This window comes from Desulfovibrio sp. DV (assembly GCF_001936595.1).
Classification (GTDB): domain Bacteria; phylum Desulfobacterota; class Desulfovibrionia; order Desulfovibrionales; family Desulfovibrionaceae; genus Solidesulfovibrio.
The window spans coordinates 1-13,593 of the sequence record NZ_MLBG01000008.1 but is presented as its reverse complement, the minus strand read 5'-3'; the positions used below and the strand labels follow the sequence as shown (position 1 = coordinate 13,593).

The 13,593-nt window shown below is 66.7% G+C and carries 13 protein-coding genes; 9 read left to right on the top strand and 4 right to left on the bottom strand.

Features of this window, described 5'->3' with window-relative positions; all coding sequences use genetic code 11:
• Positions 1–260 precede the first annotated feature (260 nt).
• Genes DVDV_RS03595 through DVDV_RS03580 form a run of 4 tightly spaced genes read left to right on the top strand, consistent with a single transcriptional unit; the run spans position 261 to position 5,155 of the window.
• Positions 261–1,568, top strand: coding sequence for a hypothetical protein (locus DVDV_RS03595; protein WP_075353353.1), 1,308 nt, complete (start codon positions 261–263; stop codon positions 1,566–1,568).
• Positions 1,558–3,843 (top strand): xanthine dehydrogenase family protein molybdopterin-binding subunit, encoded by a 2,286-nt coding sequence (locus DVDV_RS03590; RefSeq protein WP_075353352.1) that lies wholly within the window; start codon positions 1,558–1,560, stop codon positions 3,841–3,843. Before DVDV_RS03595 ends, DVDV_RS03590 begins: the two co-directional genes overlap by 11 nt.
• The gene (locus DVDV_RS03585) at positions 3,840–4,325 is read left to right on the top strand and encodes a (2Fe-2S)-binding protein (protein WP_075353351.1); all 486 of its coding nucleotides are present in this window, start codon (positions 3,840–3,842) and stop codon (positions 4,323–4,325) included. Before DVDV_RS03590 ends, DVDV_RS03585 begins: the two co-directional genes overlap by 4 nt.
• Positions 4,322–5,155 (top strand): xanthine dehydrogenase family protein subunit M, encoded by an 834-nt coding sequence (locus DVDV_RS03580; RefSeq protein ID WP_075353350.1) that lies wholly within the window; start codon positions 4,322–4,324, stop codon positions 5,153–5,155. The genes DVDV_RS03585 and DVDV_RS03580 overlap by 4 nt, the downstream gene beginning before the upstream one ends.
• Positions 5,156–5,319: 164 nt before the next feature.
• Here DVDV_RS03580 and DVDV_RS23150 read toward each other — a convergent pair whose 3' ends face one another.
• The 4 genes from DVDV_RS23150 to DVDV_RS03565 are packed head-to-tail and all read right to left on the bottom strand — an operon-like array spanning position 5,320 to position 8,918.
• Positions 5,320–5,820 (bottom strand): MFS transporter, encoded by a 501-nt coding sequence (locus DVDV_RS23150; RefSeq protein ID WP_254845224.1) that lies wholly within the window; start codon positions 5,818–5,820, stop codon positions 5,320–5,322.
• A complete protein-coding gene (locus DVDV_RS23145) occupies positions 5,817–6,515 on the bottom strand; it encodes a hypothetical protein (RefSeq protein ID WP_254845223.1) in 699 nt (232 codons plus the stop codon). Before DVDV_RS23145 ends, DVDV_RS23150 begins: the two co-directional genes overlap by 4 nt.
• On the bottom strand, positions 6,512–7,621 hold the full coding sequence (locus tag DVDV_RS03570; protein WP_075353349.1) for a histidinol-phosphate transaminase: 1,110 nt from the start codon (positions 7,619–7,621) through the stop codon (positions 6,512–6,514). The genes DVDV_RS23145 and DVDV_RS03570 overlap by 4 nt, the downstream gene beginning before the upstream one ends.
• Positions 7,605–8,918: a hypothetical protein gene (locus DVDV_RS03565; RefSeq protein WP_075353348.1), complete on the bottom strand. Its 1,314-nt coding sequence runs from the start codon at positions 8,916–8,918 to the stop codon at positions 7,605–7,607. The genes DVDV_RS03570 and DVDV_RS03565 overlap by 17 nt, the downstream gene beginning before the upstream one ends.
• A 266-nt stretch (positions 8,919–9,184) precedes the next feature.
• On the opposite strand from DVDV_RS03565, the gene DVDV_RS03560 reads away from it, so the two are divergent.
• The 5 genes from DVDV_RS03560 (at position 9,185) to DVDV_RS03540 (ending at position 13,369) form a co-directional block, all read left to right on the top strand.
• Entirely contained in the window at positions 9,185–9,616 is a 432-nt protein-coding gene (locus DVDV_RS03560; RefSeq protein WP_075353347.1) for a phage regulatory CII family protein, read from the top strand.
• 104 nt (positions 9,617–9,720) lie between these two features.
• Complete coding sequence (locus DVDV_RS03555) at positions 9,721–10,674, top strand: magnesium transporter CorA family protein (RefSeq protein ID WP_075353346.1); 954 nt, start codon at positions 9,721–9,723, stop codon at positions 10,672–10,674.
• 183 nt (positions 10,675–10,857) lie between these two features.
• A complete protein-coding gene (locus tag DVDV_RS03550; protein ID WP_075353345.1) occupies positions 10,858–11,427 on the top strand; it encodes a UbiX family flavin prenyltransferase in 570 nt (189 codons plus the stop codon).
• Entirely contained in the window at positions 11,417–11,941 is a 525-nt protein-coding gene (locus DVDV_RS03545) for a pyridoxamine 5'-phosphate oxidase family protein (RefSeq protein WP_075353344.1), read from the top strand. The genes DVDV_RS03550 and DVDV_RS03545 overlap by 11 nt, the downstream gene beginning before the upstream one ends.
• A 54-nt stretch (positions 11,942–11,995) precedes the next feature.
• Positions 11,996–13,369 (top strand): L-serine ammonia-lyase, encoded by a 1,374-nt coding sequence (locus DVDV_RS03540; protein ID WP_075353343.1) that lies wholly within the window; start codon positions 11,996–11,998, stop codon positions 13,367–13,369.
• Positions 13,370–13,593: the final 224 nt, after the last annotated feature.

The following is a 13,593-nucleotide window of genomic DNA, read 5'->3' as shown; positions in this document are numbered from 1 at the left end:
GACGTTATCCAGCACAGCAGGCGAAACGAATTTCCGGGTAAGTCAAAGTTTGCGGCTGTGATCCATTGGGGTCGCAGTCCCGATGGTCTTCCCCCTCGCTTGGAGCGCTTCCCGGCAAGCCGGCCTTGCCCTGGCCTCGGCCAGGGCCACCGAGGCCAGGGCAAGGCCGGGAAGCACCCGGCAACATCCGCAGCCCCTTGGCCGTGACGCCGGGGCGCGGAAAACCGAATAGGCGGCTGTACGACGGAGCGAACAAGAGCATGGAATATGATGCCGACCTCCTGAAGGAATTTTTGCTGGCGCTAGGCAGCGCCCCTGGCACGGTCGCCGGACTGGACCCTGCCGTGGCGCTGGGGGATCAGGGTGTTTCCCCGGCGGCCCTGGCCGCCCTGCCCGGCCGCCTGGCCGAGGCCCTGGGCGCGCCTGCGCCCGGTTCGCACCTTGTCAAACAGGGGTCCCTTGACGACTGGTGCGCTTTTTTGCGCGACAATCTCGATGATGCCACCGTCAAACGGGCCGCCGTCGCCCGGATCGTGGCCGCAAAACAGCCCCTGCCGCCGAACCAGGCGTATGTGCTCGACCGGATGCGGCCCGAGGACGCCTCCGGGGTGGCCCGGATATTTCACGACATCTACGGCGACAAGTATCCTGTCGTGGACTACTTCGTCCCGGAACAACTGACGGTACTGAACCGGCGCAACGCGGTCCTGACCATGGTGGCCCGTCTGCCCTCCGGCGCAATAGCCGGCACCGGTGCCTATTACCGCAGTTCGCCGCCCAACCCCGCCGTCTACGAGCAGGGCCAGCTCCTGGTCGCCGCAGAGTACCGCAATACGTCCCTGGCCTTTCGCATCCTCAAGCGACTCGAGGACCACTCCCACACCACAGCCTTTGCCGAAGCCATTTTCGGCGAGGCCGTGTGCAACCATCTGGTCACGCAAAAGGCCGCCGTACTCTACAACTACACGGCCTGCGGCCTGGAACTCTCGCTCATGCCCTCCGGCGCCTACGAAAAGGAAGGGGCTTCGGGACGCGTGAGTTGCCTGCTCAACTTCCGGGTGGCCAGAGACCGGCCCCAGCCGCTTTTTCTTCCCGAGTCCTACCGCCCGGTGCTGGAGCACATTCTGGCCGGGTTTACCCTTGAGCGCGACATCCGCTATGCTGTCCTTGACGCCCCGGAACCGGCCCACACCGTCCTGGATGCGCGGGTCTTTGATTTTGCCCAGGTTGAGCGGGTGCAGGTGGCGGCCATTGGCCGGGATTTTGAGCAACACGTGGACGACATGGTCAAACGGGCCGGCAGCCAGGGGCTGGCCGTCATCCAGGTGTACCTAAGCGCGGCCGCGCCCGGCGTGGCCTTTGCAACCGAGATCTTAAACCGCCACGGCTTTATTTTCGGCAGCTTCGCGCCGCTGTGGTTTGGCCCGGACGCCCTCATGCTGCAATGGCTGGCCGAAGAACCGGACTTTGCAGCCATAAAGCTCCACACCGACCAGGCCCGGATTCTCCTTGGCCATATCGAGGCCGATTGGCAGTTGCACCAGGGACGGCGTCACCATGCCGGATAACCTCTCCCCCCGCGCCGATGCCCTGGCCAAGGCCACCGGAACCGAACGCTACAGCGCCGACGAAACGCCTCCGGGTTGTCTGTGGGCCGGAGTCCGGCGGGCGGGTATTCCCCACGGCCTGATCACCGGGCTGGATGTGGCTGCTGCCCGGAGCCTGCCCGGCGTGGCCGCGGTCCTGACCCGGGCCGATGTGCCCGGAACCAACCGCCAGGGCATCGTCCACAAGGACCAGCCAGTGCTGTGCGGCCGGCATGTGCGCCACTGCGGCGACGCCGTGGCCCTGGTGGTGGCCGAGAGCCGCGACGCCCTGGCCGAAGCCCTCTCGCGCATCCAGGTGGAATGCACCCCGCTCCCCGGCGTGTTTGATCCCGAGGCCGCGCTGTTGCCCGATGCCCCGGCCGTCCATCCCGGCCGCGAGGGCGGCAACCGCCTGGCCTACGGGCTGGTGGAAAAAGGCGACGCCCCGGGGGAATTCGCGGCCGCGTCGGACGACGACGTGCTCGTTGCCGGCGAATTCCACACGCCCTTGCAGGACCATGTCTTTCTGGAACCGCCAAACGGCCTGGCCCGGCTGACCCCGGCCGGCCTGCTGGACATGGTCGTCTCCACCCAGGCCCCCTTCCGCGACCGCTTCGAGATCGCCCATGCCCTGGGCCTCGACCCCATGAAAATCCGCATCCGCGCGCCCTATCTCGGCGGCGGTTTCGGCGGCAAGGACGGGGCCACGGTCCAGTGTCTGCTGGCCCTGGCCGCCCTGGCCGTGCCGGGGCGCTTCATCAAGATGGCCTGGAGCCGCGAGGAGACGTTTCTGGCCGGCTACAAGCGCCATGCCGCAACCGTGCGCCTGAAGCTTCTGGCCAAACGCGACGGCACCCTTCGCGCCCTGGCCGGCACCATGCTTTTCGACGCCGGCCCCTACGCCCACTTAAGCGGCGAGATCATGGCCCTTGGCATGGAACATGCCGGCGGCCCCTACCGCATTCCCCACACCCGGGTCGAAGGCTCCTGCGCCTACACCAACAACCCCGTGGGCGGCGCATTTCGCGGCTTTGGCGTGGTCCAGGCCGGCTTTGCCACCGAACGACTCATGGATGCCCTGGCTGTGCGCCTTGGCCGCGACCCGGCCGGACTGCGCCGACAAAACGCCCTGAAGCCGGGGGAACACAACTGTGTCGGCGTCATGGCCGAAGCCGGGACCGACACGGCCGCCTGCCTGGACGCCGTCATGGCCCATCCCGCCTGGACCGGACGCGAGGCCTGGAAACAGGCGGCCCCGGCCTTTACCCGGCGCGGCACCGGCCTGGTCGCCATCCAAAACGCCATGGGCTACGGCCGGGGCCTGCCCGATGCTGCCGCCGCCAAGCTGGAGCTGACCCGCCAGGGCACCTTTCGCCTCTACAATTCCGTGCCGGACATGGGCCAAGGCAACGCCTCGGCCTTCGTGGCCATGGCCGCCAGGGCCCTGGGCCAGCCGCCGCAAGCCGTCAGCTGCGTCCAGCCCGACACCCGCATCTGTCCCCCGGCCGGTTCGTCGTCCGCCAGCCGCACCACCTACACCTTTGGCAACGCCCTGTTGCGGGCCTGCCGGGCCATGCGGGACAAGCTGCTGGCCCGCGGTGCCCTGGCCCTTTTGTGCGACACGCCCGAACGGCTGGAACTGATCCCCGGAGCCGTGTCCGATCCGGTGACCGGGCGCTCGGTGCCCCTGGCCCGCATCGGCATGATGCTGTGCCGCGACGACCGCATCTGCGTCGACCAGTACATCATGCCCGTGGTGGACCATCCGCCGGATACCGGCCGGGAGTTCAAACTGGGCTTCCCCCACCGCTTTTATTCCTACGGGGCCTGCCTGTGCGCCGTGGAAGTGGACACCCTGACCGGCACGGTGCGTCTGGTTAAGTGCCTGCTCTCGGTGGCCTGCGGCCGGGTGTTTTCCCTGTCGGGCGTCGAGCAGCAGCTCCAGGGAGCCGCCGCCCAGGGGGCGGGGCTGGCCCTTTTTGAGGATATCGGCCTCACCCGCGGACGGATGCGGGCGGGTGACCTGAGTACCTATCTGATCCCGACCGCCCTTGATCTGCCGGACATCGAATGCCTGGCCCTGGACGACGACGAACCAAGCGGCCCCCTGGGGCTCAAGGGCATGGGCGAAATCGGCATCCACGGCCCGGGACCGGCCGTGGCCCAGGCCCTGTACGACGCAACCGGCCTCTGGGTGCGGCACCTGCCCGTCTCGCCCCGGGAAGTGCTTGAGGCCATGGGAGGCCCCTTGTCATGAGCGAGCGCATGGAGCTGTCCTTTACCCTCAATGGCGCGCCGGTCTGCCTGACCACCGAACCCGGCCGGCGGGCGCTTGATCTGCTGCGGGAGGAGTTCGGGCTGACCGCTGCCAAGGAAGGCTGCGGTTTGGGCGAGTGCGGGGCCTGTTCGGTCCTCGTCGACGGTGAGCTGAAACTGTCCTGCCTGCTGCTTGCCGCCCAGTTGGCCGGCCGCAGCGTGGTCACGGCCGAGGGCCTGGGCACGCCCGACGCCCCCCACCCCATCCAGTCGGCCTTTGCCGACTGCGGCGCGGTGCAGTGCGGCTACTGCACCCCGGGCATGACCCTGGCCACGTCTGCCCTTCTGGCCCAAAATCCCGATCCTGACCGGGACGCGGCCCGCGTCGCCCTTTCCGGCAACCTGTGCCGCTGCACCGGATACGTGAAAATCGTGGACGCGGTCCTGGCCGCCGGCGCGGCGCTGCGTGGGGAAAAGCCATGATCCGCCGGGTGTTTCGACCAACGGACCTGGCCCGATTGTGGCCGCTTCTGGCCGATGGGGCCCTGGCCATGGCCGGCGGCACGGACCTGCTGGTGCGCCGTCGGGGACAGGCGGCCGTGGATGTGGCCCTGCTGGAAGGGATCGGCGAACTGGCCGAAATTGCTGCAATGAGGACCGGGCTGGTGCGCCTTGGGGCCATGGCCAGCCACAGCGCCCTGGCCGCCAGCCGGCTGGTGACGGCTCGGCTGCCGGTGCTGGCCCGGGCGCTCCTGGCCCTTGGCTCGCCGCAGATCCGGGCCATGGGCACGCTTGGCGGCAATATCGCCACAGCCTCCCCGGCCGGCGACAGCCTGCCGCCGCTCTATGCCCTGGACGCCCTGGTCGAGCTGGCTTCACGCCACGGCCGGCGGCGCGTGCCCCTGGCCGAAGTGATCCTTGGGCCGAGCCGGACGGCGCTTTCTCCGGGCGAGATCATTGCCGCCGTCCTGGTCCGTCCGCCGGTTTCAGGCAGCCTGCAGCATTTTGAAAAGGTCGGCCGCCGCAGCGCCCTGGCCATTGCCGTGGCCAGTCTGGCCGCGGTCATCGAGACCGATGCCGCAGGCCGGGTGGCAAGCGCCCGGCTGGCCGTGGGCAGCCTCGGGCCGACCGTCCTGCGCTGCCCGGCTGCCGAGGCAGCCCTTGCGGGGCAAAGGCTCACGCCTGACGTTTTGCAACAAGCGGCCGGGCACATCCGCGCCGCTGTCTCGCCCATCGACGACATCCGGGCCACGGCCGCCTACCGCCGGCAGGTGGCCGGCAACCTGCTGCTGCGGCTGGCCGCCGGGGAGTGAGAGGGAAAAGAAGAGGGGGAGTGCCTCCGGCGGCCAAAGGCAGTGCCCTTTGGAAACCCACCCGGGGTAAGTTGATTGTACCGGAGGCCTGAGGCCCCGGACCCCCCACAGGGGAAGAGGGGGAAACGGGGAGGTTGCGGTTGCGCCGTGCCGCAGCGGCAGGGCTAAGCCTGCCGTCGGCGGGCCAGCGGCAGGATGCAAAGCCCCGAAGCCACGGCACAGACGGCACAAAGCCAAAAGAGCTTGGGATAGCCGCCCCCGGCCGCCAGCAACATCCCCCCGGCCATGGGCCCGGCCACATAGCCTGCGTCCATCATAAACAGCATCAGGTTCATGTTGACCCCGCGCAGATGGGCCGGAGAATGGCCGAACATGACCGCGTTTAAAAGCGGCATGGCCACGCCCAGACACAACCCGTAGCCGCCGGCCAGGAGCAGAAACCGTGTGACGCCCGTTGTCGCGGCAAAGCCGGCCATGGCCCCGGCCAGCCCGAACAGGGCGGCCAGGAGCAGGATTTCCTTGGGCAGCCGATCGTAAAACGCCCCGCCCGCCACCCGCACCGCCATGGACGCGGCGGTTGAGACGGTGAAAAAAAGGCCCGGATCAGCCAGCCCCAGCCCCAGGGCAAAGGGTTTCATGAAAAAGAAGATGAGGGTGGTGCTCAAAAAACGAACAGATTGGCCAGTAAAATAAGCCGCACCGCCGGCAGGGCCAGATCCTGGCGCAGGTCGGCCAAACTTGGCCGGCCCGTGCCCGAGACCCCGGCCATGGCCCGACGCCCCAGGCGCCGGCCAAGGGGCACAAGCAAGGCCAATCCGGGCACAACCAGCAGCGAACAGGCTGCATAGGCCCTGTCCTCGCTCCCCAGGCGGGGCAGCAGCCATTCGGTCAGGGGCGGCATGACGGCATAGGGAACAAGGGCCGACAGGGAAAAATAGCCAAAGGCCCGGCCGGCGATCTTCGGGGGGATGACCCGCGAGAGCAGCACGATGACCGCGCTGACCAGACACACAAAGGCCAGCCCGTGGAAAAGCCGCACCCCCAGAATCGGGCCCACGCCCCGGGCGAACTGGTAGCAGCAAAGGGCCGCGCCCATGGCGAGAAGGGCTGACCGGGCCACGGCCAGGGCGTTTCGCGGCGTGACCAGGACCGAGAGAAACGGCCGCAGGCAAAAGGCGGCCAACGGTTCCGCGCCAAGAAGCAGGCCGCGCCAGGCCGGGTCGATGCCCAGGCGCTCCAGATAGCTGGCAAAGCCGTAGAAGATGGCGATATTGCAAAAGCCAAAGGTCGCGGCCAGGGTCAGCACGGTGAAATCGTAGCTGAAAAGCCGCTCGGCCGGCGCTGTTGCGGCCCTGGTCATGGCTTGTCCAAGACCTTGCGAAAGGCCCGGGCAAAGGCCTCCATGGCCGGCTCGCGGGCCAGGGTGACGCGAATCCAGTTGGGAAAACGAAAGCTCGTCATGGTGCGCACCATCACCCCCTCGCGCATGAGCCGGCGATAGAGCAGCGTGTCGGAAACCGGCGTGCGGACCATGATGTAGTTGCCTGCGCCGCTGACCTGCTCGAGCCCCATCGCGGCAAACAGGCCGCCCAGGAAGCCCCGGGCCTCGCCCACCATGCGCCGGGTGGCGGCAATGTGTTCGGCGTCGTCGGCCAGGGCGGCGGTGGCGGCCATCTGGCCCAGGGCGTTGACCGAATAGGCGATCTGGGTGCGCCGCACGATGTCCACGGCCGCCAGGGAGCCGCACAGGTAGCCGACCCGCAGCCCGGCCAGACCGTACATCTTGGAAAACGTGCGAAAGACCAGCACATTGGCATGGCGCTCCAGGACCTCCATGCCGTCCGGGAAGTCCGGATCGTCGATGAATTCGCAGTACGCCTCGTCGAGCACCACCACGGCCCGGCCGTCCAGGGCGGTCAGAAACGCCTCCAGGGTCTGCCGGTTCCACCACGACCCGGTGGGGTTGTTGGGATTACAGACAAAGATGATTTTCGCCCGCCCGGTTGCGGCCGCAAGCATGGCCCCGGGGTCCAGGGCGTGGTCGCGAAGCGGCACCAGCCGGGGTTCGATGCCGGTGAAGCGGGCCACCCACTCGTAAACGGCAAAGGTCTTGTCCACCGTGACAATGGCGTCGCCCTGGGCGCAAAAGGCCCGCACCACCGAGCCGATACCCTCGCACGAGCCGTTGCCGACCAGAAACTGGTCCGGGCTCTTGCCGAATCGGGCCGCCAGGGCCAGACGCAGATCGTAGGCGTCGCCGTTGGGATAGATGGCGGCGCGCTCCGGGGCGTAGGCGGCCACGGCCTGCCGGGCCAGGGGCGGCGGCCCCAGGGCGTTTTCGTTGTTGTTTAACCGGTACAGATGCGACACGCCGTACTGGCGCATGAGCACCGGGTCGGGCCGGCTTGGCGTATAGCTTTCAAATTCCCGGACATGGTCGGGAACGAGATCAATGAGACTTGCCATGCTGCCACACGACCAGATCGCCGCGTCCGCCATGGGGCAGGACGACGTTTGGCGTAAAGCCCGCCCGCAACAGGTCGTCGGCCAGGGCCGCCTCCCAGGGACGGGAAAGGTCCATGTAATAGAGAATGTTTACAATCCCCTTGTCCCGCAGGGCGCAGACATGGGCGGCCAGATTGTCGGCCATGTCCTCGCCGTCGAGAAACGGCCGCAGCTCGCCCAGGTCCCGGTTGCGATCCAGGGTGCAGCCCAAAAGCGAGGCCCGGCGCTCACGCCCCTTTGACGCTTCGACCGGCAGGATCTCCCGGGGCATGGCCAGCCGGTCGTAGGTGTCGCGCAAAAAATCGACCAGCGCCGGCCGGCTCCAGACCGCCATGCCGGCGTCCTCGCGCAGATGGCGGAAAAGGACCGGCTCGGGGCAGCACGCCCCGTCGCGGTACAAGTCCAGGCAGCCCAGGGACTCGAAGGCCTCGGCCGGCACATCGCTTGTGGCCCGGAAGCTCAGGACGATTTCGTATTTTCCCCGGCCAACGGCCCCTATGAAGCCGTCGACCAGCAGCCCGGCCACTGCCCCGGCCTCGTCCGGCGGGACAAAGACAAAAGGACCGGAGAAAAACAGCGCCCGCTCGCTGCACGGGCTCCAGGGGAGCAGACCGGCCAGCTGTCCGGCGGCGTCATAGGCGGCCACGCAGGCAATCTGCCCGTCCTCGACCCGGTCGGCAAATTTGCCGGGCGTGCGGAAACTCTGCGGGCAGTGCCAGACCGGATAGACGGCCAGGGCCAGGGCCGCGCCATGGGCCAGTTGGGCCGGGTCCAGGCAGGGCCGGACCGTATACGGCCCGTGGAGCCCCGCCGGTACCCTGACCGCCGGAGCCGGGGCATAGGCCCGGTCCACCTCGGCTTCGAGGAAAAAGCTCTTCTCGCCCTTGTGGTCCAGATGAAAACGGTCTGCCGCTTTCCCGGCCAACAGCAAGCCCAGGTCGTGGGACGGTTCGCCATCGGCGCAGGCGGCAATGCCGGCCGTCACGTTGAGCGCCCCCAGGGCCAGACTCGTGGCCGTAAAGGCAAAGGCCAGGCGCAGCACATGCCGCTTGCCGGTAAAGACCACCCGAAGGGGCTTGTCGCCTTCGGCCAGCCCGACCAGACACAGGAAAAATTCCTCAACGGTCAGTTGGAAGCGCAGGCTTTCCCGCTGGCCAAAGCCCTTGCGCGCCGCCAGGGTTTCGGCCGCTGCCGTCAGGAGCCGGGCAAAGGCAATATCCGGCGGTATTTCCATTGTGACGAGAAGATCATCGGTCATGGGCGCTCCGGATGCGGATTGCGACAACAGCCGAATGATGGCGATTATCGTTAGAAATCAAATTATAATGCTGACTACAACCAAATACAACAAGGGAAATGGAACTCGGCCCGGCCGGCCGAGGTTGTCCCGAACCGGAAAACGGGCAATACAGAATCTCCGGGGCAAAAAACGGCGTCTGCCCCGGGCAACACACCGGGGAGGCCGTTTTGCCTTACTCATGTTGCGGCTTGGTCGAGACTGCGCTCTTTGGAGGGAGTATTCACATGCGAAGCAGCATTACGGAGGTCATCCGGGAAATGGTGCAGGGGTCTGGAAAACCGGCCAAGGCGCTGGCCAGGGAACTGGACAAACCCTACTCCACGTTCATGCGGGAGTTGCAAAGCAGCGACAGGAACGCAAAATTCGGGGTGGAGATGCTGCTGCCGCTCATGCAGGCCTGCGCCTCGATCATGCCCCTGCGCTATCTGGCCTCCCGCATGGGCTGCCGGGTTGTTTCGCTGGAGAGCGGTTCCCCGGAAAAATCCTCGATCCACGAGGAGCTGCTCGACTCCTATGACGCCATCGCCCACTACCATCGGGCCATCCGCAGCCAGGAACCGCTCGAACGGGTGGCCGAACTGCGGGAGCAGGTGATCCGGCAGGTGCAGAAGGATTTTGTCGCCTACCGCCAGGAAATCGCCGCGCCGCAAGCCTAGGCGGGCCCGGCCGATCTTCACAGGATCGTTACCTTCGGGTGTCATGCTCGTCCCGGCCACAACCACCCGAAATCACCAACGCCCAGTGTGGGACCCCGGAAAACATGATCACGATTCATAAGAACAAAAGCGCAGCGACGAACGGACCCGAAGATGCCACCGGCTACACCTGGATCAATCTGGTCGATCCCAGGCCCGAGGAAATCGGGCAGGCCCTGGCCATGGGGTCCCTTGGCGGTGAATTTATCGAACACGCCCTGGATCAGCACGAATGCCCGCGCATCGAATTCGACGATGAGAGCACCATCGTGGTCATCCGCGCCCCCTGCATCGAGGTGCGCCAGGGGGAACAGCGCCGCTCCACCGTCCCCATCGGCATCATCCTGGCCAAATCGGTCATGACCACCATCTGCCGGGTCGACGACGCAGCCATCCAAAGCCGCCTGCATACCTGCGTCCAGGCCGCCTGCCTGACCCGGATCGAGCCGCAGCTGTGCCAGATCGTCAAGGAAATATCCCTGTTGTTCATGCGCTATCTCAAAGAAATTTCAGCAGAAATCCAGGAACTGGAACACGATCTGGCCGATACCCGTTCCAACGAAGACCTGAAACTGCTGCTCAACCTGCAAAAAACCGTCACCTACTTCCATTCCGCCCTCAAGACCAACGACTTCATCATCGACCGGATCATGCGCCGGGGCCTCAACATCGGCACCGGGACCAAGCTCTCCTTTACCGAAGACGAGGTGGACGGCCTCGACGACGCCCTGACCGAGACACGCCAGGGCATTTACATGTCGAAAATTTTTACGGAAGTCCTGACCTCCATAGCCAACGTCTATTCCTCCATCATCTCAAACAGCGTCAACCAGATCATGAAGGTCCTGACCTCACTGACCGTCATTATCATGATCCCCACCTTCATCACGAGCTTTTACGGCATGAACATCGAACTGCCCTTCCAGCACGACGCCACGGCCATCTCCATCGTCTCCGGCATCGGCGTCGTCACCACGGCAGCCATCATCCTCATCATGAAGCTGCGAAAGATCCTTTAGTGCGGGAAAGGGGGAATGCCTCCGGCGGCCGGGGGGATGATCCCCCCGGACCCCTGCAACGGGAGACGTTTTTCAAGGTTTTTTGGGCACTGGCCGGAGCCACCGTGGCAGCGGCGGCCGATGGGGCCGGCACCATTGCGGTGTACTCAAAAACTGCTGTATATAAGCCTCAAGGAAAAAAAAATGAAACGACTCATTGTCGGCATTTCCGGTGCCAGCGGCGTGGTCTACGGCATCCGGCTGCTCGAAGTCCTGCGCCATATCGCGGACGTGGAAACCCACTGCATCATCAGTTCCGGCGCGGCCGTGACCTTGGCCCTGGAAACGAAATACACCGTGGACGAGGTGCTCGCCCTGGCCGATGTGGTCCACGACCACGGCAATCTGGCCGCAGCCATCTCGTCCGGCTCCTTTCCCGTGTGCGGCATGGTGGTCATCCCCTGCTCCATGAAGAGTCTGGCCCAGATCGCCCTGTCCTTAAACGACAACCTGCTCACAAGAGCCGCCGACGTGACGCTTAAGGAACGGCGCAAGCTGGTGGTCGTCCCCCGCGAGACGCCGCTGCATCTCGGGCACTTGCGCCACATGGTGGCCCTGGCCGAGATGGGGGCCGTCATCCTGCCGCCGGCCCCGTCGTTTTACCATGCGCCCAAGACCATAATGGACGTGGTGGACCAGACGGTCGGCAAGGTGCTCGACCAGTTCGAGATCAGCCACGAGCTGTTCCGGCGCTGGGACGGTCATGGAGCCTGAGGCCGTCGAAGCGGCCATACACCGGCTGCTGGCCGAGACAACGGCCATGACGCTCGCCACCTCGGGCAGCGCCGGACCGGACGACGCGCTCCCCTGGGCCTCGACGGTCTACTTCGCCCCCAACGGCTACGATCTGGTCTTTTTGTCTTCGCCGACCTCCCGGCACGGGAGCAATCTGGCCGCCAACCCGGCCTGCGCCGCTGCAGTCTCTCCCGAGACCGCCTCCTGGCGCGACATCCGGGGCCTGCAACTGGAAGGCCGGGCCGCCGTTGTGACCGGTCTGGCGGCCAAGGCGCGGGCCATGGCCGCCTATTGCGCCAAGTTCCCCTTTGTCGAGGCTCTGCTGGCCGATCCGGGCGAGGCCGCCCGACGCCTGGGCAAAGTCTCGGCCCATGTGTTGCGTCCGACCGCCATCCGCTACCTCGACAACACCCTCGGTTTCGGCACGCGCTGGCTCCTGCGTCTGGAAGACGGCCGGCCGGTCGGGCCGCCCGAACGCGAAAACACGGACTGAGGCCGGCCGCAGTTGCAGCCGCCGGGCGCAACCCCAACCCCCAAGGAGTCCTTTGTGGCCGCCATCGACCTGAGTATCTTTGATCTGCTCAAAATCGGTCCCGGCCCGTCCAGTTCGCACACCATGGGTCCCATGCACGCCGGCTGCAATTTCCGCCGGCTCCTGGCCGGGCTGCCGGCCGAGACCCTGGCCGCCGCGACACGCCTTGAAGTCGTGCTCTACGGCAGCCTCTCGGCCACCGGCCACGGCCACGGCACCGACCGGGCCGTCCTGGCCGGCCTGCTCGGGCAGGAGCCGGCCCACTGTCCGCCGGACTTTCTCGACGAACTGGCCCGCACCCCGGGCCTGCGCCACACCCTGGGCCTTGGCCCGCCCGGCCTGACCCTTGGCCTTGACGATGTGGTCTTCGGACCGGTTGTCCATCCCTTCCCCAGCAACAACACCCTGGTCATCCGCCTGCTCGGCCCGGCAGGGACGGCCCTGCCCCTGGCCGAGCGGGAATACGCCTCGGTCGGCGGCGGCTTTCTCCACTACCCGGGCCAGCCGGCCCTGGTACGCGGCGCACCGGTCCATACCTACGAGACCATGGCCGACCTGCGCCGGCTCGTTGGCCGAAAGGGCATAGAACTGCCCGACATCATGCTGGAAAACGAGATGGCCATAACCGGCGCGAGCGAAGCGGCCGTCCTGGCCGGGCTCGACGCGGTGCTTTCGGCCATGGACGCAGCGGTCACAGCCGGCCTTGCGGCCGAGGGGCTGCTGCCGGGGCCGCTTGGGCTGTCGCGCAAGGCCCGGCGCATTTACCAGCGCAGCCTGTCCAAGCGCCAGCCCCACGAAAACGTCCTGGCCCTGCTTTGCGCCTTTGCCTTTGCCGCAGCCGAGGAAAACGCCGCAGGGCACAGCATCGTCACCGCGCCCACCTGCGGTTCGGCCGGCATCATCCCGGCCACGGCCCGGTTCCTGCGCCAGCGCCAGAGCGTTGCCGAGCAGACCATCCGGGAGGGCCTGCTCGCGGCAGCGGCCGTGGGCTTTCTGGCCAAGCACAACGCCACCATTGCCGGAGCCGAGGGCGGCTGCCAGGCCGAGATCGGCGTGGCCTCGGCCATGGCTGCGGCCATGCTGGCCCAGGCAGCCGGCTATGGCCTGCACGTGGTGGAAAACGCCGCCGAGACGGCCCTTGAGCACCACCTGGGCATGACCTGCGATCCGGTCGGCGGCTTTGTCCAGATTCCCTGCATCGAGCGCAACGCCATGGGCGTGGTCAAGGCCTACACGGCGTATCTCATTGCCGCCGCGGAAACCCCGGACCACCACAAGGTCGGCCTTGACCAGGCCATCGCAGCCATGGAAGCCACCGGCCGGGACATGCACTGCAAGTACAAAGAGACCGCCCTGGGCGGACTGGCCGTCAGCGTCCCCAATTGCTGAACGCATTTCCCCAACGTTCCCCTTTGCAGGGGTCCGGGGGGATCATCCCCCCGGCCGCCGGAGCAACGGTGGTTCCTGTCAAGCTGGCACTGCACATTGCTCGACCGACGGGATTTTTCCCGCCTCTCCTCCACCGCCGCGGCAACGCCGCTCCCCTATACCCTTTGCCTCCAGGTGGGATTCCAAAGGGCTCAGCCCTTTGGCCGCCGGAGGCGCTCTTTCTC

What these genes read in the sequence shown, in the direction of transcription:
- DVDV_RS23145 (WP_254845223.1), bottom strand. Translation starts at nt 6,515, where the DNA reads ATGACCAGGGCCGCAACAGCGCCGGCCGAGCGGCTTTTCAGCTACGAT.
- DVDV_RS03570 (WP_075353349.1), bottom strand. Translation starts at nt 7,621, where the DNA reads ATGGCAAGTCTCATTGATCTCGTTCCCGACCATGTCCGGGAATTTGAA.
- DVDV_RS03590 (WP_075353352.1), top strand. Translation starts at nt 1,558, where the DNA reads ATGCCGGATAACCTCTCCCCCCGCGCCGATGCCCTGGCCAAGGCCACC.
- DVDV_RS03555 (WP_075353346.1), top strand. Translation starts at nt 9,721, where the DNA reads ATGATCACGATTCATAAGAACAAAAGCGCAGCGACGAACGGACCCGAA.
- DVDV_RS03560 (WP_075353347.1), top strand. Translation starts at nt 9,185, where the DNA reads ATGCGAAGCAGCATTACGGAGGTCATCCGGGAAATGGTGCAGGGGTCT.
- DVDV_RS03565 (WP_075353348.1), bottom strand. Translation starts at nt 8,918, where the DNA reads ATGACCGATGATCTTCTCGTCACAATGGAAATACCGCCGGATATTGCC.
- DVDV_RS03545 (WP_075353344.1), top strand. Translation starts at nt 11,417, where the DNA reads ATGGAGCCTGAGGCCGTCGAAGCGGCCATACACCGGCTGCTGGCCGAG.
- DVDV_RS03550 (WP_075353345.1), top strand. Translation starts at nt 10,858, where the DNA reads ATGAAACGACTCATTGTCGGCATTTCCGGTGCCAGCGGCGTGGTCTAC.
- DVDV_RS03580 (WP_075353350.1), top strand. Translation starts at nt 4,322, where the DNA reads ATGATCCGCCGGGTGTTTCGACCAACGGACCTGGCCCGATTGTGGCCG.
- DVDV_RS03585 (WP_075353351.1), top strand. Translation starts at nt 3,840, where the DNA reads ATGAGCGAGCGCATGGAGCTGTCCTTTACCCTCAATGGCGCGCCGGTC.
- DVDV_RS03595 (WP_075353353.1), top strand. Translation starts at nt 261, where the DNA reads ATGGAATATGATGCCGACCTCCTGAAGGAATTTTTGCTGGCGCTAGGC.